General features: G+C 68.8%; 20 protein-coding genes and 3 pseudogenes. 2 read left to right on the forward strand and 21 right to left on the reverse strand.

Features of this window, described 5'->3' with window-relative positions:
• Positions 1-60: 60 nt before the first annotated feature.
• Positions 61-726 carry a nitroreductase gene (locus AC5Y5E_RS03700; protein ID WP_499901604.1) on the reverse strand — a complete coding sequence of 222 codons (666 nt, stop codon included), beginning with the start codon at positions 724-726 and terminating at the stop codon, positions 61-63.
• 116 nt (positions 727-842) lie between these two features.
• The gene (locus tag AC5Y5E_RS03705) at positions 843-1,943 is read right to left on the reverse strand and encodes a ferritin-like domain-containing protein (protein ID WP_499901605.1); all 1,101 of its coding nucleotides are present in this window, start codon (positions 1,941-1,943) and stop codon (positions 843-845) included.
• A 576-nt stretch (positions 1,944-2,519) separates the two neighbouring features.
• On the opposite strand from AC5Y5E_RS03705, the gene AC5Y5E_RS03710 reads away from it, so the two are divergent.
• Entirely contained in the window at positions 2,520-3,515 is a 996-nt protein-coding gene (locus AC5Y5E_RS03710; protein ID WP_499901872.1) for an LLM class flavin-dependent oxidoreductase, read from the forward strand.
• A gap of 210 nt (positions 3,516-3,725) precedes the next feature.
• On the opposite strand, the gene AC5Y5E_RS03715 is transcribed toward AC5Y5E_RS03710, so the two are convergent.
• The 19 genes and pseudogenes from AC5Y5E_RS03715 to glmS all read right to left on the reverse strand — a co-directional run bounded on the left by AC5Y5E_RS03715 (position 3,726) and on the right by glmS (position 22,278).
• Positions 3,726-4,193: a cupin domain-containing protein gene (locus AC5Y5E_RS03715; protein ID WP_499901606.1), complete on the reverse strand. Its 468-nt coding sequence runs from the start codon at positions 4,191-4,193 to the stop codon at positions 3,726-3,728.
• Positions 4,194-4,285: 92 nt separating this feature from the next.
• The gene (gene groL / locus AC5Y5E_RS03720; protein WP_499901607.1) at positions 4,286-5,902 is read right to left on the reverse strand and encodes a chaperonin GroEL; all 1,617 of its coding nucleotides are present in this window, start codon (positions 5,900-5,902) and stop codon (positions 4,286-4,288) included.
• Positions 5,903-5,984: 82 nt separating this feature from the next.
• Complete coding sequence (gene groES, locus AC5Y5E_RS03725) at positions 5,985-6,287, reverse strand: co-chaperone GroES (RefSeq protein ID WP_007167930.1); 303 nt, start codon at positions 6,285-6,287, stop codon at positions 5,985-5,987.
• A gap of 212 nt (positions 6,288-6,499) precedes the next feature.
• Positions 6,500-7,525 carry a tRNA (adenosine(37)-N6)-threonylcarbamoyltransferase complex transferase subunit TsaD gene (gene tsaD, locus AC5Y5E_RS03730; RefSeq protein WP_499901608.1) on the reverse strand — a complete coding sequence of 342 codons (1,026 nt, stop codon included), beginning with the start codon at positions 7,523-7,525 and terminating at the stop codon, positions 6,500-6,502.
• Entirely contained in the window at positions 7,522-7,989 is a 468-nt protein-coding gene (gene rimI, locus AC5Y5E_RS03735) for a ribosomal protein S18-alanine N-acetyltransferase (protein ID WP_499901609.1), read from the reverse strand. The genes tsaD and rimI overlap by 4 nt, the downstream gene beginning before the upstream one ends.
• Positions 7,986-8,615: a tRNA (adenosine(37)-N6)-threonylcarbamoyltransferase complex dimerization subunit type 1 TsaB gene (gene tsaB / locus AC5Y5E_RS03740; protein ID WP_499901610.1), complete on the reverse strand. Its 630-nt coding sequence runs from the start codon at positions 8,613-8,615 to the stop codon at positions 7,986-7,988. Before tsaB ends, rimI begins: the two co-directional genes overlap by 4 nt.
• A complete protein-coding gene (gene tsaE / locus AC5Y5E_RS03745; RefSeq protein WP_499901611.1) occupies positions 8,612-9,070 on the reverse strand; it encodes a tRNA (adenosine(37)-N6)-threonylcarbamoyltransferase complex ATPase subunit type 1 TsaE in 459 nt (152 codons plus the stop codon). Before tsaE ends, tsaB begins: the two co-directional genes overlap by 4 nt.
• Positions 9,063-10,118, reverse strand: a complete 1,056-nt coding sequence (locus AC5Y5E_RS03750) for an alpha/beta fold hydrolase (protein WP_499901612.1) — start codon at positions 10,116-10,118, stop codon at positions 9,063-9,065. The genes tsaE and AC5Y5E_RS03750 overlap by 8 nt, the downstream gene beginning before the upstream one ends.
• Before the next feature lie 52 nt (positions 10,119-10,170).
• A complete protein-coding gene (alr, locus tag AC5Y5E_RS03755) occupies positions 10,171-11,337 on the reverse strand; it encodes an alanine racemase (protein ID WP_499901613.1) in 1,167 nt (388 codons plus the stop codon).
• 95 nt (positions 11,338-11,432) lie between these two features.
• The gene (gene gad, locus AC5Y5E_RS03760; RefSeq protein ID WP_499901614.1) at positions 11,433-12,818 is read right to left on the reverse strand and encodes a glutamate decarboxylase; all 1,386 of its coding nucleotides are present in this window, start codon (positions 12,816-12,818) and stop codon (positions 11,433-11,435) included.
• Positions 12,819-12,840: 22 nt separating this feature from the next.
• Positions 12,841-14,256 (reverse strand): NAD(P)H-hydrate dehydratase, encoded by a 1,416-nt coding sequence (locus tag AC5Y5E_RS03765; protein ID WP_499901615.1) that lies wholly within the window; start codon positions 14,254-14,256, stop codon positions 12,841-12,843.
• Positions 14,257-14,276: 20 nt separating this feature from the next.
• A pseudogene (locus tag AC5Y5E_RS03770) lies at positions 14,277-16,127 on the reverse strand (alpha/beta hydrolase family protein).
• Positions 16,128-16,130: 3 nt separating this feature from the next.
• A complete protein-coding gene (locus AC5Y5E_RS03775; protein WP_499901616.1) occupies positions 16,131-16,838 on the reverse strand; it encodes a rhomboid-like protein in 708 nt (235 codons plus the stop codon).
• Positions 16,839-16,866: 28 nt separating this feature from the next.
• Positions 16,867-17,390, reverse strand: a pseudogene (locus AC5Y5E_RS03780) (DUF8686 domain-containing protein); the annotation flags it as partial.
• Positions 17,391-17,486 (reverse strand): annotated as a pseudogene (locus tag AC5Y5E_RS03785) (hypothetical protein); the annotation flags it as partial.
• Positions 17,487-17,527: 41 nt separating this feature from the next.
• Positions 17,528-18,391, reverse strand: coding sequence for a DUF4436 domain-containing protein (locus tag AC5Y5E_RS03790; protein ID WP_499901617.1), 864 nt, complete (start codon positions 18,389-18,391; stop codon positions 17,528-17,530).
• Positions 18,392-18,543: 152 nt separating this feature from the next.
• Complete coding sequence (locus AC5Y5E_RS03795) at positions 18,544-19,395, reverse strand: DUF4436 domain-containing protein (RefSeq protein ID WP_499901618.1); 852 nt, start codon at positions 19,393-19,395, stop codon at positions 18,544-18,546.
• A gap of 19 nt (positions 19,396-19,414) precedes the next feature.
• Positions 19,415-20,311, reverse strand: a complete 897-nt coding sequence (locus tag AC5Y5E_RS03800) for a DUF4436 domain-containing protein (protein WP_499901619.1) — start codon at positions 20,309-20,311, stop codon at positions 19,415-19,417.
• Positions 20,312-20,412: 101 nt separating this feature from the next.
• Positions 20,413-22,278 (reverse strand): glutamine--fructose-6-phosphate transaminase (isomerizing), encoded by a 1,866-nt coding sequence (glmS, locus tag AC5Y5E_RS03805; RefSeq protein WP_499901620.1) that lies wholly within the window; start codon positions 22,276-22,278, stop codon positions 20,413-20,415.
• 540 nt (positions 22,279-22,818) lie between these two features.
• Between glmS and AC5Y5E_RS03810 the strand changes: the two genes are divergently transcribed.
• Complete coding sequence (locus tag AC5Y5E_RS03810; protein WP_499901622.1) at positions 22,819-23,022, forward strand: Rv1535 family protein; 204 nt, start codon at positions 22,819-22,821, stop codon at positions 23,020-23,022.
• Positions 23,023-23,040 lie beyond the last annotated feature (18 nt).

Here is a 23,040-nt window from a genome sequence, read left to right on the forward strand (position 1 = left end):
AGCCCCACGTTCGGGAGTCAACGATCCATCGCCCAGGCGCTTCGACCGTCATCGAGCGAACTATCCGTGGACGAACGTGACCGTCTCGCCGAGTGGCGCCCTGCCCGTGCGTGCGTAGCCGACGGCGGTGTCCTCGTATCCGATTGACATGCCGCAGAAGAGGATTAACCCGTCCGGGGGCGACAGGATCTCGGCGACGGTCTTGCGATACACCGACCACGCCATCTGCGGACAGCTGTGCAGCCCCTCGGCGCGCAGCAGCAGCATGACGGTCTGCAGATACATGCCGACGTCGGCCCACTGGGGACGGCCAAGGTCGCGGTCGATGTAGCAGAACAGGGCGGCCGGCGCGCCAAAGCAGTCCCAGTTCGCCGAAGCGGCCCTCTGACGCGCCTCCCAGTCCTCACGCTCAATGCCGAGTGCGCTGTAGCGCTCATGGCCGAAGGCGGATCGACGTTCGCGGTAGGGGGACTTCAAGTCGGTTGGGTACATCTCGTACTCCCGCTCGTCCCACGGGTCGCGAGCCGCCACGCGTTCGCCGGCGCGCTTCTTGAGCTCGGCCAGTGGCGCGCCGGTCACCACGTAGGAGTTCCAGGACTGGAGGTTCGATCCGGAAGGCGACCACGCCGCGGCGGACAGCACGCGCTCCAGCACTTCCCTCGACACCGGCTTGTCGGTGAATCCGCGCACCGCTCGTCGGGTTGTGACTGCCTCGTATACGTCCACGGTCGCTCCCCCTGATCGGTTTCGTTGCCAACCATATGGGCCGTTGCCCAGGACGCCGAGCGTGGGGCCATGCACGAAAACTGTTGGGATTTCGTGCACAAGCGGGGTTCCGCGGGTTAGCTCGCGCCCGCCGCGATCACCTCGTCCACTTCGAGCGCCCGGTCGGCCATCTCGGCGTGTGCCTTGTCCAGCGCGTCGGCCTGATCCTCGTCGGCCTTCATCAGCGCCTCGATGTTGGAGCCGGCCAGGTCGAGGACGCCCATCTCCGTGAAGGCCTTCTGCACCTTGTCGCCCCACAACCCGATGTCCTTGACGATCGGCACGATCCGGCTGAACAGGTGCGAGCGGAACTGCATCATCAGCGGCGACGTGTCGACCCACTCGGCACACGCTTTGACGTCCAGGCCGAGGGTCTCGAAAACCTCCTCGCCGCGGAACCGGTCGCGCATCAGGTAGCAGGCGTCGACGACGAACTCTTCACGCTCGTCGCGCTCGGCCTCGGTCAGCCCGGAGTAATAGTCCTTCAACGAGATTCGGCCGAAGGCCACGTGCCGGGCCTCGTCCTGCATGACGTAGGCCAGCAACTGCTTGGCAAGCGAGTCCGGCGGCGCCAAGTCGCGCAGCGTCCCGAAGGCGGCCAGTGCGAGCCCTTCGATGAGGACCTGCATGCCGAGGTACGGCATGTCCCAACGCGAGTCGCGCAGGGTGTCGTCCAGCAATTGGGTCAGGTTCTTGTTGATCGGGTAGACGAGACCGACCTTCTCCTGCAGGAACCGCGAGAACGCCTCCACGTGCCGGGCCTCGTCCATGGTCTGGGTGGCCGCGTAGAACTTCGCGTCCAAGTCAGGGACGACCTCGACGATCTTGGCCGCGCACACCATCGCGCCCTGCTCGCCGTGCAGGAACTGCGAGAAGTTCCAGGCCTGGGAGTGCCGGCGCATCTCGGCGCGACGCGATTCGTCTGCGGCTTCCCACACCGGACTGCCGAACAGCGGATGGAACTCGTCGGGCAGCCCGACCGGGTTGTCGGGATCGACGTCTAGCGCCCAGTCGATGCGCGACTGAGCATCCCACTGCTTGTCCTTTCCCTTTTGGTACAGCGAGAGGAGCCGGGCGCGACCCTCGTCGTACTCCCAGGTGAAGCGCGCGTCGCCGGCACTGGGGACCGTCCACGAGTAGGGCTCGGGGACGTCCGTGTACTTGTCCCTGGTGGTCATGAGTTCTCGCCTCTCCGCCCGGTATGACCAGTGGTCATATGACGAGTATCACACTGCACCCCGTATGGCAGCCGCGTCAACCATGGCGCGTGGGCTAACGCGCTGAGCCGAGACCGAAAACCTCGGTGGGCGTCGACTTGCCCTTCAGGGCGTGAGCACCCCGGTCGGTAAGCCTAAGCCCGTCAGCCCTTGCATTGAGGTAGGAAACCGGGCCCGTAACCGCAGTCCAGCGGGCCTTCTAAGACCTGGTTGCCCGCGGCCGGGTTGTCGTGCCAGGCGTAGTGCCAGTCATGGCAGACACTCATGTCCCAAGTTATCGGTGCATTGGATGACGGTAGGGGTTTGCCTGGGCACCAACAGGTTTGAGTCGCGCAACCGGGCTGGGCCTGGGCGACACCTGTGGCCATACATAAACTCGCCACCGCGACGGCGCCGGATAGCAGCGCGACGGCGACGACCTCTTTCAGCTTGTGAGCGGTGTTCATGGTGGTCAGATTGCCGCAGACTACTTGCGAGATTCTTGCGATCACCAGCTTGTCCGCTCGTCCGCTCACTGCGGTCTCGTATGGTCCGAATATGGAGATCTCGTGTGCGTTCGCAACTTCGTCGGACACCCCGTCCCAGGTGGAGCTCGCCGAAACGCTCGGCTACAAGCGCGCGTGGCTCTACGACTCGCCGGCGCTCTACCCGGACGTGTGGATGATTCTCAACCGGTGCGCCGAGCGCACGTCGCGCATCGGCCTCGGGCCGGGCGTGCTCGTCCCCAGCCTGCGGCATCCGATGGTCAATGCCGCCGCGATAGCCGAGCTGGCGAGCCAGGCGCCTGGTCGGGTCGCCGTCGCGATCGGCTCGGGTTTTACCGGTCGAATGGCGCTGGGCCAGCGGCCAATGCCGTGGCGGCAGGTCGCCGACTACGTGCGGTGCCTGCGGGATCTTCTCGCCGGCGAAACTGCCGAGTGGGAAGGCGCGAAGGTCCGGATGCTGCAGCTACCCGGCTTCGGGGCGCCGCGGCCGATCACCGTGCCGATACTGATCGGCGCCGACGGCCCGAAAGGGCTGGCCGTTGCGGCGGAGCTTGGCGACGGCGTTTTCTCCGCCGCCGTGCCCCAGCCCGACGCCGCGAAAATCTCCGACTGGCGGGCACTGCTCTGCTTCGGCACTGTGCTCGACGAAGGAGAGGACCTGACGTCGCCGCGCGCCATCGACGCCGCGGGTCCCGGTGCCGTGGTGATGTATCACGCCGTGTACGAGCGCGGCGGTGCCGCCGCCGTCGACGCGCTGCCCGGTGGGCAAAGCTGGCGCGAGGCGATTGAGGTCTACCCGACGGACGAGCGGCATCTCGCCATCCACACGGGACATCTGGTGAAGGCCAATGCGAGCGATGAGCCACATGTTGCGGGCCTGGTGCCGATGGTCAGCTCGATGGCGTTGACCGGACCGGCCGAGGAAATACCGGAAAAAATTGCGGGACTCGCAGCGCGGGACGTCACCGAGATCGTTTACCAGCCAGCAGGATCCGACATCGAACGGGAACTCAAAGCATTCGCGTCCGCCGCCGGCCTGGAGGGCTAATCGGCCTTGCCGGTCCGCCGCGCCACTTAAACCACCGACACGACCACCCAAACGAAGCACCCTCGGCCAATAGACCGGGGGTGCTTCGTAACCGCTCGACTCAGTGGTGGTGATGACCGTGGCCGTGGCCGTGGTCATCGTCCGCTTCCGCGGGCTTCTCGACCACCGCCGTCTCGGTGGTGTCGAATTCCAGCCGAAGCCGCAGGTTGATCAGCGGGGCGGGCCGAGAATGATCTGTCCGTACATGTCCGCCCCTTCGGCCATCCGTTCGGGCGAGATTTCGAAGCCGTCCGGGCGCGGCGTCGACTTGTCGCGTCCGGTATGGCGGAACATGCCTTCGATGCCCGCCGGAGTGTTGATCATCAGCAGGTCGGCTTTCTTGGACGTGATGCGGTAGGCATGGGGAATGTTCTTGGGCAGGTAGACAATTCCGCCTTCCGACAACTCCATTTCCTGATCGTCCAGCCAGAGCAGCGCCGAGCCCTTGATCAGCATGAAGACCTCATCCTCACGCGTGTGCTTGTGATACGGAGGCGCCTCGCCCTCGCTGACATCGAAGCGTCCGACCATCAATTGGCCGTCGGTCGCTTTGCCGTCGAGCAAGATCGCCAACGTGCCGCCATCGAGCCATTCCAACTGCTGCTGCTGTTCCGGCTGCGCCAGGTACGCCATGCTCATGGGCGAAATTATCCCTGCGCCGGCACAAATACGCCTGACCAGAAACGAAAACACCCCCGGCCTACGACCGGGGGTGTCTCGTCTAGCGCGTGTTAATGGTGATGATGACCGTGACCGTGGTCGTCAGCCTCCTCGGCCGGCTTTTCCACGACGGCCGTCTCGGTGGTCAGCACCATCCGCGCCACCGACGCCGCGTTGACGACGGCCGACCGGGTCACCTTGACCGGGTCGATCACGCCGGCGCCGAGCAGGTCGCCGTATTCGAGCGTCTCGGCGTTCAGGCCCTGCCCGACGGGCAGCTCGCTGACCTTGTTGACGGCGACCGCGCCGTCCAGCCCGGCGTTGGTGGCGATCCAGTACAGGGGCGCCGCCAGCGCCGCGGAGAACACGTCGACGCCGAGCGCCTCGTCGCCGCTCACCGTCCCGCGCAGCTCCGTCAACGCCTTGCGGGCGTGGATGAGCGCCGTTCCGCCGCCCGCGACGATGCCCTCCTCGACGGCCGCCTTGGCGGCCGCGACGGCGTCCTCGACGCTCTCCTTGCGCTCCTTGAGCGCCGTCTCGGTGGCGGCACCGACCTTGATGACGGCCACGCCGCCGGCCAGCTTGGCCAGCCGCTCCTGCAGCTTCTCGCGGTCCCAGTCGGAGTCACTGCTTTCGATCTCGGCGCGCAACTGCTTGACGCGGTTGGCGACCGCGTCCTTGGAGCCGCCGCCCTCGACGATGATCGTGTCGTCCTTGCTGACCACCACGCGACGGGCCGACCCCAGCACCTCGGCGCCGACCTCGCGCAGCAGCAGCCCGGCGTCGGGGTTGATCACCTGCCCGCCCGTGACCACCGCGAGGTCCTCGAGGAACGCCTTGCGGCGGTCACCGAAGAACGGCGCCTTGACCGCAACGGCCTTCAGCGTCTTGCGGATCGAGTTGACGACCAGCGTCGCGAGGGCCTCGCCCTCGATGTCCTCGGCGACGATCAGCAGCGGTTTGCCCGCTTCGGCGACCTTTTCCAGCATCGGCAGCAGGTCGGGCAGCGAGCTGATCTTCTCCTGGTGCAGCAGGATCAGCGGGTCGTCGAGCACGGCCTCCTGCGAGTCGAAGTCGGTGACGAAATACGCCGACAGGAAACCCTTGTCAAAGCCGACGCCCTCGGTGAACTCCAGCTCGGTGTTCAGCGTCGAGGACTCCTCCACGCTGACCACGCCGTCGGCGCCGACCTTGGTCATCGCCTCGCCCACCAGCTCACCGATGTGCGGGTCGCGCGACGACACGGTCGCCACCTGCGCGATGCCCTCCTTGCCGGACACCGGGGTGGCCTCCGCCAGCAGCGCCTCGGACACCGCGTCGCCGGCCTTGCCGATCCCGACGCCCAGCGCGATCGGGTTGGCGCCGGCGGCGACCATCCGCAGCCCGTCCCGGACCAGCGCCTGCGCCAGCACGGTCGCGGTGGTGGTGCCGTCGCCCGCGACGTCGTTGGTCTTGGTGGCCACCGACTTCACCAGCTGGGCGCCCAGGTTCTCGAACGGGTCCTCGAGGTCGATCTCGCGCGCGACGGTGACGCCGTCGTTGGTCACCGCGGGCCCGCCGAATGCCTTGGCCAGCACCACATGCCGGCCCCGCGGCCCCAGCGTCACCCGGACGGCGTCGGCGAGCTTGTTGACGCCGGCCTCCATGGCGCGCCGCGCGGTTTCGTCGTACTCAATAAGTTTGCTCATCAGGTTCCTTTACTGAAGAACGCATGCCGCCCCGGAAATCACCCGCGGTGTGCGCGGGGATCGCCGGGGCGGAACACGGTCCTTACTTGGATACGACAGCCAGCACGTCGCGCGCGGACAGGATCAGGTACTCCTCGCCGTTGTACTTGATCTCGGTGCCGCCGTACTTGCTGTAGATGACGGTGTCACCCTCCGAGACGTCCAGCGGGATCCGCTTCTCGCCGTCCTCGTCCCACCGGCCCGGGCCGACTGCGACGACGGTGCCTTCCTGCGGCTTCTCCTTGGCGGTGTCAGGAATGACCAGACCGGACGCGGTCGTGGTCTCGGCCTCGTTGGCCTGCACGAGAATCTTGTCCTCGAGTGGCTTGATGTTCACCTTCGCCACGATTGGAGCCCTCCAATAGTTAGATCGGGTCCGGGGCGGTTGCCCCGGAATTATCAAGGGATTCGGCAGTCGCCCGTGCCCTCGCGCCGTCGTCGCGGGTGCCGACGCAGGGGCTCGGCCGATTGCCACCTAGCACTCTATACATGCGAGTGCTAGCACTCAAGGCCGCCCTGCTGCTTCTTGTGTGTTGGCGTGTCCGCGCTGAGCGAACATCAGCTCACCTGGGCTTTTACCACCGGCAGGCCGGGGTCGCTGGGGACGTCCAGCGGCGACGGGGCCGCGCCGGCCGCCACCAGGTGCGCCGCGAAGGCGGCGATCATCGCCCCGTTGTCGGTGCACAGCCGCGGCCGGGGGATCCGCAGCGTCAGGCCGGCCGCCGCGCAGCGCTGCGTGGCCAGCTCCCGCAATCGCGAGTTCGCGGCCACTCCCCCGGCGATCAACAGCGTCGAGACGCCGAGTTCGGTCGCCGCGCGCACCGCCTTTCCGGTGAGCACGTCGGCGACGGCCTCCTGGAAGCCGGCGGCGATGTCGGGGGTCGGGGCGTCGGGGTGGCTTTCCACGTAGCGCGCGACGGCGGTCTTGAGCCCGGAGAAGCTGAACGCGTAGGGGTCGTCGCGTGGACCGGTCATGCCGCGCGGGAACGTGATGGCGTCGGGATCGCCGGTGCGGGCCAGGTCGTCGAGCACCTTGCCGCCCGGGTAGCCCAGCCCCAGCAGCCGCGCCACCTTGTCGTAGGCCTCGCCGGCCGCGTCGTCGACGGTGCTGCCCAGCTCGACGATCGGCTCGCCGAGGGATCGCACGTGCAACAGGTGTGTGTGTCCGCCCGACACCAGCAACGCCACACACTCGGGTAGCGGTCCGTGTTCGTAGACGTCGGCGGCCAGGTGCCCACCCAGGTGGTTCACGGCGTAGAACGGCACGTCCCAGGCGGCCGAATAAGCCTTGGCCGCAGCCACTCCCACCAGCAGGGCGCCGGCCAGCCCGGGCCCGATCGTGGCGGCGACGACATCCGGCTTGTCCAGCGCCGCCGTTTCCAGCGCGCGGCGCATGGCGGGGCCGAGGGCCTCCAGGTGCGCGCGCGAGGCGATCTCGGGGACGACGCCGCCGAAGCGGACGTGTTCGTCGACGCTGGAGGCCACCTCGTCGGCGAGCAGCGTCACGGTGCCGTCCTCGTCGAGGCGCGCGATGCCGACTCCCGTTTCGTCACACGAGGTTTCGATCGCCAGAATGACCGTCACACAGCCTCCCGTCGCATCGTGTACGCGTCGGCGCCGCTGACCCGGTAATAGCGCTTGCGCAGGCCGATCTGCGCGAAACCCGCGCTGCGGTACAGCGCGATGGCCGCCTCGTTGTCGGTGCGGACCTCCAGGTAGACGATGCCGCCGCCGGCGAAATCGAGCAGGTCGTCGAGCAGTCGGCGCCCGATGCCCCGGCCCTGGTAGGCCGGGTCCACCCCGATGGTGTGCACCTCGTATTCGAAGGGCGGTGTGCGGCCCAGCCGCGCGATGCCGGCGTAGCCGACGAGCGTGCCGCCGACCCGGGCGGCCGCGTAGTGGTTGTGTGTGGCGGCCAGCTCGCGGTTGAACGCCACCGCGGGCCAGGGGTCGTCGCCGGGGAACAGCACCGCCTCCAGCTCGGCGCAGCGCTCGGCGTCGGCGGGCGTCAACGCGCCGAAAGTCACGGGCTCGCCGGGGGCGGTCATCGGGGGGCCGCCAGGGGCTTGGCGTCGGGACGGCGCAGGTAGAGCGCGACGAGCGGGAGCGGGCGCTCCGCCCAGTCGGGCACCGCAGCGACCAGGCCGGCGGACGTCGGGTGGGCTGGCTCGCCGACCGGCAGCCCGAACAGCGCGGCGTGCTCGGGTGAGCCGGCGACCGCCGTGGCGGGACCGGGGTCGACGTCGGCGGGGGCATTAACTCCCGGTCCCGCCATGCGGAAACCGTCGCGGTAGCGCGCCCAGTACACCTCGCGACGGCGGGCGTCGGTGACCACCAGGACCTCGCCGGTGGTGCGCACCCCGATGGCGTCCAGGCTGCACACCCCGCGCACCGGGATGCCCAGCGCGTGCGCGTAGGCCGCGGCGGTCGCCATCCCGGCCCGCAGGCCGGTGAACGGGCCGGGTCCGCAGCCCACCACGACGGCGTCGAGATCGGCCATCGTCAGCCCGGCGTCGGCGAGGGCGGCCAGCGCGTTGGGGGTCAGCCGCTCGGCGTGCGCGCGGGCGTCGTGGGTGACCCGCTCGGCCAGCACGGTGAGGACGCCGCGCTCAAGCTTTACCAAGCCCGCCGTCACGGCCGGAGTCGACGTATCCAGCGCCAGAACGAGACTCATGCGCCCCACTCCCAGGTGGCGATCCGCACATCGGAGTGGCTGACCCGCTCCAGCCGGACGTCGAGGTGTCGCTCCGAGAGGCGTTCGGCCAGGCCCTCGCCCCACTCGACCACGACGACCGCGTCGTCGAGATCGGTGTCGAGGTCCAGCGAGTCCAGCTCCCCCAGCAGGTCGGCGCCGCCATGATCCAGCAGTCGGTACATGTCGACGTGGATCATCGCCGGTGCGCCGGGCCGCCGCGGCGGATGCACCCGCGCCAGCACGTACGACGGCGACGTGACCGGGCCGTCGACGTCCATCGCCGCGGCAATTCCCTTGGCCAGCACCGTTTTTCCCGCACCGAGCGGGCCGGACAGCACCACCACGTCGCCCGCCCGCAGCTGCCGGCCCAGCCGCGAACCCAGCGCGACGGTGTCCTCGACGCGCTCGCAGGTGGCCGTGCCCCCCTCAGCCACCACGGCGCCGCAACCTTTCTCGCAATCGCCGGTACCGCAGCACCATCTCGCCCGGAACGGCGCGGTGAACGAGCCGGACCAGCCCGTCGTTGATGGCCTCGGGCTTGTCCAGCAGCGCCAGGTGGCTGGCCCCGGCGACGATGACCAGCTCGGAGCGCGGCAGCGAGGCCGCCATCTTCCGCGAGTATTCGTCCGGGGTGAGCAGGTCATGGTCACCGCACGCGATCAGGGTCGGCACCTTGAGCAAGGTCCACAGCCCGGCGGTCTCGTCGTGTTTTTCCAGGGCATCGAGAAAGCCGACCATGGTGTCGATCGGGGTGCCGTTCATCATCTGCTGGGAGAACGCGTCCAGGCTCCGGCTGACCTGCAGGTCGCTGTAGGACGCGGCCCGCAGGACCGGGCCGATCAGCGACCGTGACACGTTGCGGCCGCGGTGCATCAGCTTGGGCGCGGAGCGGGCGGTGAACCGAAACGCGTCCAGCGCGGGGTTTTTCAGGATCTCGCCCAGCGGCGACCGCGTCACCCCTTCGGCCGCGGAGGAGATGATCGCGGCGCCGACGATCCGGCGGCCGTACTGCTCGGGGAACTGGCGGGCGTGCGACAACACCGTCATGCCGCCCATCGAATGGCCGACGAGCACCACCACCCCTTTGGGCGCCACGGCCTTCAGCACGCCGTCCAGGTCCTCGCCCAGCTGGGTCAGCGTGTAGCTCTCGCGCGCGCCGGCGCCGGATCGTCCATGGCCGCGCTGGTCGTAGAACACCATCCGCACGGGCGGGGACAACCGATTCGGGAGCCGGGTGCGCTGGAAATGGAAGGCGCCCATGCGCAGGCAGAATCCGTGGACGAAGACCATGGTCACCCGCGCGTCGACCGGGCCGGCCTCGCGGACCGCCAGCGGCACCCCGTCGGGTGTGGTCACCACGTACGCGCGGTCCTTGTCGATCGTCTCGAAATCCTCGTCCGCGTACGGGTCTTCGAGCAGGGCCGCGCGCTGGGTCACCGAGCGGCGGGCGGAGGCTCCGACGATGGTGGCGACGGCGGTCATCCCGGCCCCTCCCGCAAGCCAGGCTTTCCCCCTGCGACGCCTGCGGGTCTTGTCAGGGCTCAAGGGTTTCGGCCTCGCGGTAGGTTCTGGTGATCCGCCCCCGGGGGCTGGTGACCACTTCGTAGTGGATGGTGCCGAGTAGGTCGGCCCAGTCTTGTGCGGTGGGTTCGCCCCGGCTGCCGGGCCCGAACAGGATCGCCTCGTCGCCCTCGGCCACATCGACCGGCCCCGGCCCGAGGTCGACGACGAACTGGTCCATGCAGATCCGTCCGGCACCGGGGCGCCGCCTGCCGTTGATCAGCACCTCCAGCCGCCCGCCCAGCGAGCGGAACACGCCGTCCGCGTAGCCGATCGGCAGCAACGCCAGGGTGGTGTCCCGTTGCGCGGTCCAGGTGTGCCCATAGGACACGCTCTCGCCCGCGCGAATCGATTTGACCAGCGCGACGGCACATTTCACGGTCATCGCCGGGATCAACCCCATGTCGCCGAGCTGGGGCACCGGGCTCAGGCCGTACACCGCGATGCCCGGACGCACCAGGTCGAAGGCGAGGTCGGGGCGCGACATCGTGGCCGACGAATTCGCCAGGTGCGCAACCTCGAAATGCACGCCCCCGGCGCGCGCCCGCGCGAGCATGTCGGAAAACCGTTGGGCCTGAGTGTCGTTGACGGGGCTCTCGGGCTGGTCGGCGAACACCATGTGCGACATCAGCCCGCGCGGCCGGATGGTGTTCTCGGCGGCGGCGGCGCGCAGCGCGGTCAGCATGGCCGGGTAGTTCGCCGGGGCCACGCCGTTGCGGTTCAGCCCCGTGTCGACCTTGACGGTCACCGTCGCCGTGCGCCCCGTGCGGCGCACCGCGTCGACCACCTGGTCGAGCTGGCGCACCGAGGACACGCCGATCTCCACGTCGGCCAGCAGGGCCGGCCCGAAGTCGATGCCGGGCGGGTGCAGCCACGCCAGCACCGGCGCGGTGATCCCGTCGGCGCGCAGCGCCAGCGCCTCGGCGACGGTGGCGACCCCCAGCTCGGCCGCCCCGGCGGCCAGCGCCGTCGTCGCGACCCGGGTCGCGCCGTGGCCGTAGCCGTCGGCCTTGACGACGGCCATCACCCCGGCGCCGCCGGCGTGTTCGCGCAGCACCCGCACGTTGTGCGCGACGGCGCCCAGGTCCACCACGGCCTCGGCGAGGAGGCCGGGCGTCAGGGATATCGGCGTAACTGCCACGGCCGCCATTGTCCCAGAAGTGCGCCGAGCGCCGTCGAGCGTCGACTTGTTGTGGAGGATTCGGCCTGATCAGCGCAACAAGTCGACGTTCGGCGCTAATGAGAAAAGTGCTGGGCGTCGTAGTGCCCGGCGGGCTTGATCTTGTCCAGCGACGCCAGGGCGCTGCGAGCGTCGTCGTGCAGCGCCCGGGCCAAATCGGCGGAGAGCCCTTCCCGCACCACGATGCGCAGCACCGAGACGTGGGTGGCGTTGTCCGGCATGGTGTAGGCGGGCACCTGCCAGCCGTAGCCGCGCAGCTCGTGGGAGACGTCGAACTCGGTGTAGCCACGGTCCTTGGCTAGCCGGAAGCTGACCACCGGGATGGCCGAACCGTCCGAGATCAGCTCGCAGTGGTCGGTATCCCGCAGCTGGTCACCCAGCCAACGCGCGGTCGACGACAGGCTCTGCATCACCTTGGTGTATCCCTCGCGGCCCAGCCGCAAAAAGTTGTAGTACTGGCCGACCACCTGGTTGCCGGGGCGCGAGAAGTTCAGCGTGAAGGTCGGCATGTCGCCGCCCAGGTAGTTGACCCGGAACACCAGCTCGTCGGGCAGGTGCTCGGCGCTGCGCCATACGACGAACCCGATGCCGGGGTAGGTGAGCCCGTACTTGTGGCCGCTGACGTTGATCGACACCACGCGGGGCAGCCGGAAGTCCCATTCCAGGCCCGGGTGCAGGAACGGCACCACGAAGCCCCCGCTGGCGGCGTCGACGTGTACCGGGACGTCCACGCCGCCGCCGGCCGCAAGCTTGTCCAGCGCCGCGCAGATCTGGGCGATGGGTTCCAGCTCGCCGGTGTAGGTGGTGCCCAGGATCGCCACCACGCCGATGGTGTCCTCGTCGACGGCGTCGACGACCTGCTCGGGGGTGATGACGTAGCGCCCCTCCTCCATCGGCAGGTAGCGCGGTTCGACGTCGAAGTAGCGGCAGAACTTCTCCCACACCACCTGGACGTTGGAGCCCATCACCAAGTTGGGAGTGCGCTTCTCCCAACCCTTTCCAACCTTCTGCCGCCAGCGCCACTTCAGCGCCAGCCCGCCCAGCATCACCGCCTCGCTGGAGCCGATGGTCGACACCCCGATGGCGCTGGACGGGTCGTCGTCCTTGAGGTCCTCGGCGTGGAACAGGTCGGCCACCATGCACACGCAGCGCTGCTCGATGGCCGCGGTGGCCGGGTATTCGTCCTTGTCGATCATGTTCTTGTCGAACGTCTCGGCCATCAGCTTGCCGGCCTCGGGATCCATCCAGGTGGTGACGAACGTCGCCAGGTTCAGCCGCGAGCTGCCGTCGAGCATCAGCTCGTCGTGGATGAAGCGGTACGCGGCGTCGGGATCCATCGACTCCTCGGGCAGCCGCAGCGCCGGAATGGGCGCGGTGAACAGGCGGCCGGTGTAGGCGGGGGCGATGGAGTGCGCCGGCACGGACGGATGGCTGCGGGACACGGCGGATCCTTTCTCGTTGGTGCTACAGGTCGGCCAGTGCGGCCCGGATGTGCGGGACGATCCGCGACGCCGACGTCGGCGCCTCACCCGGGCCCGGGTCGGCGGCCGAGAGCGCGGCCGCGCGCGCGTGCACGAACGCCGCGGCCGCGGCCGCCTCGGCGGCCGGCAACCCGGACGCCAGCAGCGCGCCGATCATGCCGGACAGCACGTCGCCGGAGCCGGCCGTGGCCGCCCAGGACTGCCCGGCGGGATTGAGATAGACCGGGCCGCCGGGGTCGGCGACGATCGTGACGTTGCCCTTGAGCAGCACGGTGGCGCCGAACGCGTCGGCCAGCTTCCGGCACGCCGTCACCCGGTCGTCGCCCGGCGGGCTGCCGGCCAGCCGGGCGAATTCACCGGCGTGCGGGGTCAGCACCGTGGGCGCGGCGCGGCTCATGACCAGCTCGGGGTGGGCCGCCAGGATGGTCAGCGCGTCGGCGTCGACGATCACCGGCAGGTCGCTTTCCAGCGCGAACCACAACGCCGCGGCCCCGGTTTCGTCGGTGCCCAGCCCCGGCCCGACCACCCACGCCTGCACGCGCCCGGCCGCGGCCGGGGTGGGCGAGGCGATCACCTCGGGCCACTGCGCCAGGACCTGCGTGTGCGCGCTGCCGGCGTAGCGGACCATGCCGGAGGTGGCGGCGACGGCGGCGCCGGTGCACAGGACGGCGGCGCCCGGGTAGGTGGCCGAGCCGGCCATCACGCCCGTCACGCCCTGGGTGTACTTGTCGTCACGGGGCCCGGGAACCGGCCAGCGCGCCGCGACGTCGGCGGCCTCGAAGCCCAGCACATCCGTCTCGGGCAGGTCGAGGCCGATGTCGATCAGCTTGACGCGCCCGCAGTCGGCCAGCGCGTGCACGGGTTTGAGCCCGCCGAAGGTGACGGTCAGCGCCGCGTGCACCGCGGGCCCGGTGATGGCGCCGGTCGCCACGTCGATGCCGCTGGGGATGTCGACGGCGACCACCGGGATTCCCGCGGCGGCCGCGAAGACCTCGGCCGCCGCCGGTCGCAGCGGCCCCGAGCCGGAGATGCCCACCACGCCGTCGATGACGAGATCGGTTCCCCCCGAGACACTTTCGACGACGCGACCGCCGGCCTTCCGGAACGCCGCCAGCGCCTTGGCGTGGGTGTGGTCCGGGTTGAGCAGCACCGCGTCGGCGGCCGCGCCGCGGCGTCGCACGAAGGTTGCCGCCCACAGCGCGTCGCCGCCGTTGTCGCCCGAGCCGACGACCGCGCACACCCGCCGGCCGGCCACGCCGGCCGCGCGGACGGTCAGCTCGGCGATGATCTCGGTGGCCAGCCCGAAGGCCGCGCGGCGCATCAACGCGCCGTCGGGAAGGCTGGCCAGCAGCGGCGCCTCGGCGTCGCGGATGGCCTCCACGGAGTAGTAGTGCCGCATCACCGCAAGCATTCCATGCCCTAGGCGCGCCGGGCGAACGCCTCGGTCAGCCATTCCGTCATCGCCTCGGCCAGCGCGGCGTGGTTCTCGCGCTTGACGATCTCGTGGCCGTCGTCGGCGAACAACAGGTAGCGCACCTCGCGGCCCGCGCGCCGCAACGCGTCGACGATCTGTTCCGATTCGCTGACCGGGACGTTGGTGTCGTGGGCGCCATGCACCACCAGCAGCGGCGCGGTGAGCGCGGCGGCCCGGCGCAGCGGCGACAGCCGCTCGAGCAGCGCGCGGTCGTTGACCGGGTGGCCGTACTCCGGGTAGGCGGCGTCGGCGATCCACGGCTCGGTGTTGCGGTAGAACGTGGTCAGGTCGCTCATGCCGCAGATGGTGACGCCCGCGGCGAACAGGTCCGGGTGAAACGTCAGGGCCGCCATCGTCAGGTAGCCGCCGTAGGACCAGCCCGCGCAGGCGATGCGTCCCGGATCGGCCACCTCGCTGTCCACCAGGAAGCGCACGCAGTCGGCGACGTCGTCGATGGCCGCGAACCGCTTCTGTTTGTCGTCGGCGTGCACGAAGGTGCGGCCCAGCCCGCCGGAACCGCGCACGTTCGGCGCCAGCACGCTGATCCCGGCGTTGAGCAGGTCGGGGAAGATTTCGCTGTAGTCGGGCCGGGCCTAGCCCTCCGGGCCGCCGTGCAGATACACCAAAGCGCCCGAGGCGTTTTCGGTGGCCCGGTATAGCCAGGACGGAAGCTTGCGCCCGTCGCGCGCGGTGATCGTCTCCAGCGACGGCCGGGCGGAGAAGCCCGCGGCGATCGGGCCGCGGCTGGGTTCGGCGTCGATGAGTTGCCATGCCCGCGTGCGGGTGTCGACCAGCTCGACGGTTCGCGGCATCGCCGGGCCCTGCACGGTCACCGCCACCATCGAGCCGCCGGCGCTGATGGTCAGCTCGCCCGCCACCTCGCCCGGCAGCGGTATCGGCTCGGCCAGCGTGTAGTCGGTGTAGTGCAGAATCTGTAACTCGCTGCGGCCCTGCAGGTTCCACAGCAACGCGACGGTGGACATGTCGTCGCTGACGACGAACTCGTCGAGATCGGCCTCGGGGCGCTCGGCCACCACGAAGTAGCTCACCCCGTCCAGCGTGGCGATGACCTCCACCAGCCGCGCGTGCTCGCAGCCGTTGTCGCTGACGAGCAACGCCCGGAAGTACCCGTCGCCACCCACGCCCGGCCGGTACAGCCTGGTCAGCTCGCCGGTCGGGCCGTAGCGCAGGCGGCGCGCGTGGTGGTCGTCGAGAATGGCGCCCTTGGCTGTCACCGAACCGGGATCGGAAGGCAACAGCGCGATTTCGGTGTCCCCGTGCAGCATGACCATTTCCTGGTAGCCGCGCGGCCCGACCCGGACCAGCGCCGCCCCGGCCCACGCGTCGACGAGCCGGCCGCCGGAACGGCGGTCTATCACAACGCAATTGCCGTCGGCCGGGTCGATCAGGCAGGACTGCCCGACCCCGTCCTCACCCGTCAGGATCGCCGCCACCCGGGTGCCGTCCCACCCGATCAGCTCGGCGGTCCCGGCCTCCTCGGCGTCGACGCGCCAGGCCATCCGGTCGTCGGGATCGGTGGTGACGACCCAGATCTGCCGACGGGTGAAGCCCTCCGGGGCCACCTCGCAGGCCAGCCAGTGACCGTCCGCGGAGTGGATGACCCGCGAGACAGGGCCCTCGACCGGCAGTTCGACGTTGCGCGACGAGCTGGCCCGGCGGCCGCGCAGGAAGCGCTGCACCGCATGGGGATAGCCGCCGTCATCGACGAGGTGGGCGAACGCGGTGGCGTCGGGGGACAGCGACGCGCCGTAGAGCGCGCGGACCTGCTGTCCCATCGCCTACCCCTCGCGCGTTCCGATTCGCCGGAACGCCGCCCTGATTTTCGCGGGGTTCAACGGCGGGCGCTTGCGTTCGCGCGCCATCGGATAGAAGCAGAGCCCGATCAAAAGTGCGGCGAAATGGCCGATCGCGGTGAAGTTCACCCCGTGGCGGGTCATGGTGAGCAGCGGGAAGCCGAAGATGACCAGCAGCACCCCGAGATAGCCCCAGCGCCAGGGCCGCGCGATGTGATAGGTCAGCACCGCCATCACGCCGACCAGGAAATAGCTGACCCCGATGTCGCGGGCGTGCACCAGCCGTTCCGGCGCCTCGTGCTCCTCGATCGCGAAGTACAGGATGCCCTCGCTGATGTAGGTGGCCAGGATGTGGGAGGTCAATCCGATTGTGAGCCAACGCAACTGGCCCAGCCAGTGCTCGGCGGGGGCGAGGAACAGGCTGAACAGCAGCAGGTACGGCTCCAGGTTCTTGCCGTCGATCCACAGCAGGCTGGAGAACAGCACGTCGAGCGGATCGGTTCCGAGCGCGTGAATATTGGTGGAGCGGTGCAGCAGCACGGAGTGCAGTTGCCGGCCGGGCAATTCGTTCTGGATGATCGTGGTGATCGCCAGCATCAGCAGCCAGGTGTAGGTCAGCGGCGCGGTGACGACGAATCGCCACACCGCGTGCCAGATTCGCCGCAGCCGGGTCCCCACCGATGCGTTCGCCACGAGTTCAACTGTTGCATGCCCGGCGTTGCTACGCGACGGTGGCCGGCTCTGGTTTGAGGTGGCGCCACCAGCAGTAGATGTAGAGCAGCATGGCGTTCACCAACGCGACGATCACCCACAGGGTGACGGTCACGTCGATCCACGAACCGATGGGCGGCGCGTCGGGCAGGGCGTTGCGCAGCGGCATGATCGCGAACAGCATCGCCGCGTACCACGTCGTCATGGGCGGCTGAAATTTGCGGCGGTCGCGCGCCGTCTGCACGGCGACCGACAGAGCGATCGCGGCGATCGCGATCATCATGGCGACGATGACGGCGGCGAAGGCGACGTGCTCGAAGACCGGCGCAACACCACTCGGTAGGGCGCGGGGACAGTCGATGTGTCGCTGACGGGCATGTCGAGCCGCCAACCCGGAATGCGGTCGACGAAGGTGACCGACGCCCGTTGCGGCACCGGGGAGGCGCCGCGGAAGAGATCGACCGTGATCGGCCCCGAGTGGTAGTGGTCGAAGGGCCAATCCGACGGGTCGCCCGTGATGGTCAGCGGGACGGGACGCGCCCGCGCGACCGGCGCGGCGAACACCTGCGGCGGGACGGTGGACAACAGCGGCTGCAAAAGCGTTGACACCGACGGGATTTCGATCAAGTGGACGCACGGTCGCCACGTCGCGCGAATTGGCGGCGAACGCTTCACTTGCTCGTCGGTGGCGCCGCCGGCTTCGTCGGTTGGTCGGTGTCGGGCCGCAGATGCCGCCACCAGCAGGTGATGTAGATCAGCATCGAGATCACCAACACGACGAGCACCCACAGAACGAGCGTGATGTCGATCCAGCCCCCGAAGGGCGGCGAGCCCGGAAGCGCGTTGCGCAGCGGCACCACCGCGAAAAGCATCGCCGCGTACCACGTCGTCATCGGCGGCTGGAACTTCCGCCGGTCCCGCACCGTCTGGACCGCGACGAAGAGGCCGAGGGCGGCGATCGCAACGAGCACGCCGCAGATGACGATGCCAAACGCCGCGGTACTCAGGGACCGTTTCAGCGTCACCCGGTAGGGACCCTGCCCTCCGCCGGTACTGGCGGTGACGTACCAGCCGGGAAGGTGGTTGACGAAGGTGGCGGGCAGGCGCTCGGGCACGCCGCCCTCGCCGCCGTGCAGCAGTTCGACCTCGATCGGCCCCGACTCGTAGTGATCGAAGGGCCACCGTTCGATCTCCCCGGCGATGGTCACCGGAACGGGAAACACACCGGGAAGCATGCCCTTCGTCCAGGTCCGCCGGGTGGGCGTCGCCGCGGATCTGACCCACAGGCTGAGGTCCTCGTTGAGGTGCTGGGTCTGCGGGTCCAGTAGCGACGATCCGGGTGAAATGGCCAGGTTGATCACGAGAACGCTGTAATTGGACTGCACGTCCTCGACCGAGAACGTCGCCGTACTGGTGTCGCCCCCGGCCGAAACTTCCGCCCGATGATGCGACGTACGGCTTTGGGCGTACAGCGCGACCGACGCGACGTAGGCCGCAACGAAGGACGCGATGAGACCTACCACGGCGAACCTCATGACTGCTACCCACTTTCGACCTGGCCATCAGCCACCGCCGGACATGCTTCCCGAGGAATGTAGCCCAGCGACTCCGGCGGCTGCGGGCATACGCGCGAAAGCGTTGCAACGCAATCCATTCGGTGCACTCGCTTCGCGGGAGCCGGGTTGGCTCAGCTCGACGGCACCGGGTTCGCTGGCGCGGCAGGGACCTCCGGCCTCAGTTGCCGCCACCAGCACGCGATGTAGAGCACCATAGAGACCACCAGGACGACGAGCACCCACAACACGAGCGTGATGTCGATCCAGCCGCCGAACGGCGGCGAGCCCGGAAGCGCGTTGCGCAGCGGCACCACCGCGAAAAGCATCGCCGCGTACCACGTCGTCATCGGGGGCTGAAACTTCCGCCGGTTGCGCACCGTCTGAACGGCGACGAACAGGCCCAGGCCGGCGATGGCGACCAGGACCCCGCAGATGACGACGCCGAACGCCGCCGCGCTCAACGAGCGGTGCACGCTCACGCGGTAGGGGCCCGACCCGGTGGTGGACACCTGCCAACCGGAAAGGTGATTGACGAACGTCACCGGGACCCGCTCGACGACGGTTTCGCCGCCGCCGCGCATGAGTTCGACCTCGATCGGGCCCGAGCGGTAGTGGTCGAAGGGCCAGTTCTCGATGTCACCGGCGACCGTGAGCGGAACGGGGAAGACGCCGGGCAGCATTCCCTTCGTCCACGTGCGGCGGGTCGGCGTCGCCACGGATCGCACCCGCAGGCCCAGGTCATCGTTGAGGTGCTGGGTTTGTGGATCCAGCAGGGCCGGACCCGGCGAGAGGGAGAGGTTGGCCATCAGAACGCTGTAGTTCGACTGGATGTCTTCGATCACCAACGTGGCCGTGCTTCGGTCGCCCGCGGCCGTGATCTCCCGGTGGTGGTGCCGGTGGCCACCGCTGCTGGCATATAGCGCGACCGAGGCGGCGTACGCCGCGACCACCCCCACGATCAGTGCGACGACGCCGAATTTCACAACCACCCCCACCGGCACGTCAGCCCGATGGCGCCAGGACCGGCTCCGCCGCCGGCGGCGCGGGGACAGCCTCCGGTTTTAGATGCCGCCACCAGCAGGCGATGTAGATCAGCATCGCGATCGCGAGCGCGACGATCACCCAGAGCACGACGGTCACATCGATCCATGCCCCGAAGGGGGGCGAGCCGGGAAGCGCGTTGCGCAACGGCACCACCGCGAAGAGCATCGCCGCGTACCACGTCGTCATCGGGGGCTGAAACTTCCGCCGGTCACGCAACGTCTGAATCGCCACGAATAGGCCCAGGCCGGCGATGGCGATGAGCACGCCGCAGATGACGATGCCGAACACAGCGGTGCTCAGCGCCCGCCGCACGCTGATCCTGTACCCCTCGTGGTCGGCCATCTTGGTGGCGGAGACCTTGAAGCCGGGCAGGTGGTCGATGAGTGTCACCGGGATGAGTTCGGGTGGTTTCGACGTATCGCCGCCGCTGAAGAGTTGCACCTCGATCGGTCCCGAGGTGTAGCTGTCGAAAGGCCACCGTTCGACGTGACCCGCGATGGTCAGCGGGACCGGAAAGACACCGGGAAGCATGCCTTTCGTGTAGTCGCGCCGACTCGGCTGAGCCGATGACCTGACGCGAAGGATGAGATCTTCCTTGAGACGGTGGGTGACCGGATCCAACAGCTCGGGTCCGGGCGCGACGGCCACGTTGGCGACGATCGCGCTGTAGTTCGACTGCATCTCTTCCACGGTCAACGTCGCCATGCTCCTGGTGGCCGTCTCGGCGTTGTCGCTCAAAATGCCGGCCAAGGATCCTTCGACCGTGTTCTGGTAGAGCTCGACCAACGCAACGTAGGTCCCGACGATGAGCACGATAAAACCCACCGCGGCGAACCGTTTGACCTCCGACCGCATGCTGTTCCTACCCCTGTGGAGTGGCGTGTTCCCAGGGCAATGTAACGGAACCGCTGCGGATCTCGCGACCTTACGACCGAAGCGGCACTACGGGCGCCCGGCTATTCGACGGTGACGGACTTTGCCAGGTTGCGCGGCTTGTCGACGTCGTAGCCGCGGGCCTGTGCGACCGACGCGGCGAACACCTGCAGCGGGATGGTCGACAAAAGCGGCTGCAGAAGCGTTGAGACCGAGGGGATTTCGATGAGGTGATCGGCGTAGGGGCGCACGGTGTCGTCGCCCTCCTCGGAGATCACGATGGTCACCGCCCCGCGGGTCTGGATCTCGCGGATGTTGGAGAGCAGCTTGGCATGCAGCGTGGCCTGACCCTTGGGCGAGGGCATCACGACGATCACCGGCAGGCCGTCCTCGATCAGCGCGATCGGGCCGTGTTTGAGCTCGCCGGCGGCGAAGCCCTCGGCGTGCATGTAGGCCAGTTCCTTGAGCTTGAGCGCGCCCTCCAGCGCCACGGGATAGCCGACGTGGCGCCCCAAGAACAGCACGGTCGAGGACTGTGCGAACCGATGGGCCAGCGCGGCGACCGGCTCGATGGTCGCCAGCACCCGGGCCACCAGGTCGGGCATCGCCTCCAGCTCGCGGTACTCGCGCTCGACCTCGTCGGGGTACTTGGTGCCGCGGGCCTGCGCGAGCGCCAGGCCGACCAGGTAGTTGGCGGCGATCTGCGCCAGGAACGTCTTGGTCGAGGCCACGCCGATCTCCGGTCCGGCGCGGGTGTAGAGCACCGCGTCGCACTCGCGCGGGATCTGCGAGCCGTTGGTGTTGCAGATCGCCAGCACCTTGGCCTTCTGGTCCTTGGCGTGCCGCACCGCCTCCAGGGTGTCGGCGGTCTCCCCGGACTGCGAGATCGCGACGACCAGGGTGCTGCGGTCCAGCACCGGGTCGCGGTAGCGGAATTCGCTGGCCAGCTCGACCTCGACCGGCAGCCGGGTCCAGTGCTCGATCGCGTACTTGGCGAGCAGCCCCGAGTGGTAGGCGGTGCCGCAGGCGACCACGAAGACCTTGTCGATCTCGCGCAGTTCCTGATCGGACAGGCGCTGCTCGTCGAGGACGATCCGGCCGCCGACGAAGTGCCCGAGCAGGGTGTCGGCGACCGCGGTGGGCTGCTCGGCGATCTCCTTGAGCATGAAGTAGGGGTAGCCGCCCTTTTCGGCCGCGGCCAGGTCCCAGTCGATGTGGAACTCGCGGTACTCGACGTCCAGGTTTCCGTCGAAGTCGGTGACGCGGTAGCCGTCCGCGGTGATCACCACGGCCTGGTCCTGCCCGAGTTCGACGGCGTTGCGCGTGTGCTCGATGAACGCCGCCACGTCGGAGCCGACGAACATCTCCCCGTCGCCGATCCCGAGCACCAGCGGGGTCGAGCGGCGGGCGGCGACGATGGTGCCCGGCTCGTCGGCGTTGGCGAACACCAGGGTGAAGTGGCCCTCGAGGCGGCGCAGCACCGCCAGCACCGACGCGGCGAAGTCGCCCGCGGTGTCGCCGTGGTGGTAGGCCTGGGCCACCAGGTGCACCGCCACCTCGGTGTCGGTGTCGCTGGCGAACTCCACACCGGCGGCCTCCAGCTCGTGCCGCAGGGCCGGGAAGTTCTCGATGATGCCGTTGTGGACGACGGCGATCTTGCCCGCGGCGTCGCGGTGCGGGTGCGCGTTGCGGTCGGTGGGGCGGCCGTGGGTGGCCCAGCGCGTGTGGCCCAGCCCGGTGGTGCCGGCCAGCGACGCCGGCGCCATCTCCGCGACCGCCTCTTCCAGGTTGGCCAGTCGCCCGGCGCGACGCCGAACGGTGAGTTTGCCCTGGCCGTCGACCAGCGCGATCCCCGATGAGTCGTAGCCGCGGTACTCCATCCGGCGCAGCGCGTCCATCACGACCTCGCAGGCCGGGCGGTGCCCGACGTAGCCGACAATCCCGCACATCCTGAACAGGGTAGTGCAGCGATCGCGCCGGAACCGCCAGCACCGGCCCGACCTGCGGATATCGCATGCCGGCCGCGCCAAGAAATCGTTGAGAATCCCTCCAGGCGCGGGCCCGAGGCTGTAGCCATCGACACCGGCACGGAGGGACCGCAGCGATGCATTCATGCCGCCTTCATCAGCGATCGGGGTTTATTTCACCCGATGTATTCGTGGCGTTCCCGTCGGCGTCCTTTCCCCAGCAACCATTCGCTTTACACTGCGAAATATCGGGTAACAGCTGGCGACAACCCGAGGCCAGCGGAAAGAATAACGGGGGTGGCGCTCGGCCTTTACCGGCGAATCTACCTGTAAGCCAAGGATTGAACGCGACGGGTCACCGCCGAAAATCCGACAGGTAAACATTACAAGTGACTTTCAATACCAGCGAATGCCAGCAGTTCAACTTTTCGTAAACCCTGCGCAAATAAATATCTAGCAAAGATTAACAACGGAAAACCGGGAATCGGTGAACGACCCGTAAAGAGCTTTCAGGAGGGAATCATGACCGCTGTGCTGTTCGACGAAGTGGTGACCGCCCCTGCCGCGCCACGGCCGACCGTAGCGCCCGCGCCGAAGCGGACGCCCCGCCCGCCGGTCGCCGGCGGCGACCCGATGGTGGACGCGGCCTCGCGTTTGCTGAGCATCCCGCTGCGCCACCTGTACGCGGCGCTGTGGCGGGTGGGTGTTATCGAGGTCACGGCCTAGCGGCGCCATGCGCTAACG

This window comes from Mycobacterium sp. NGS54 (genome assembly GCF_059812465.1).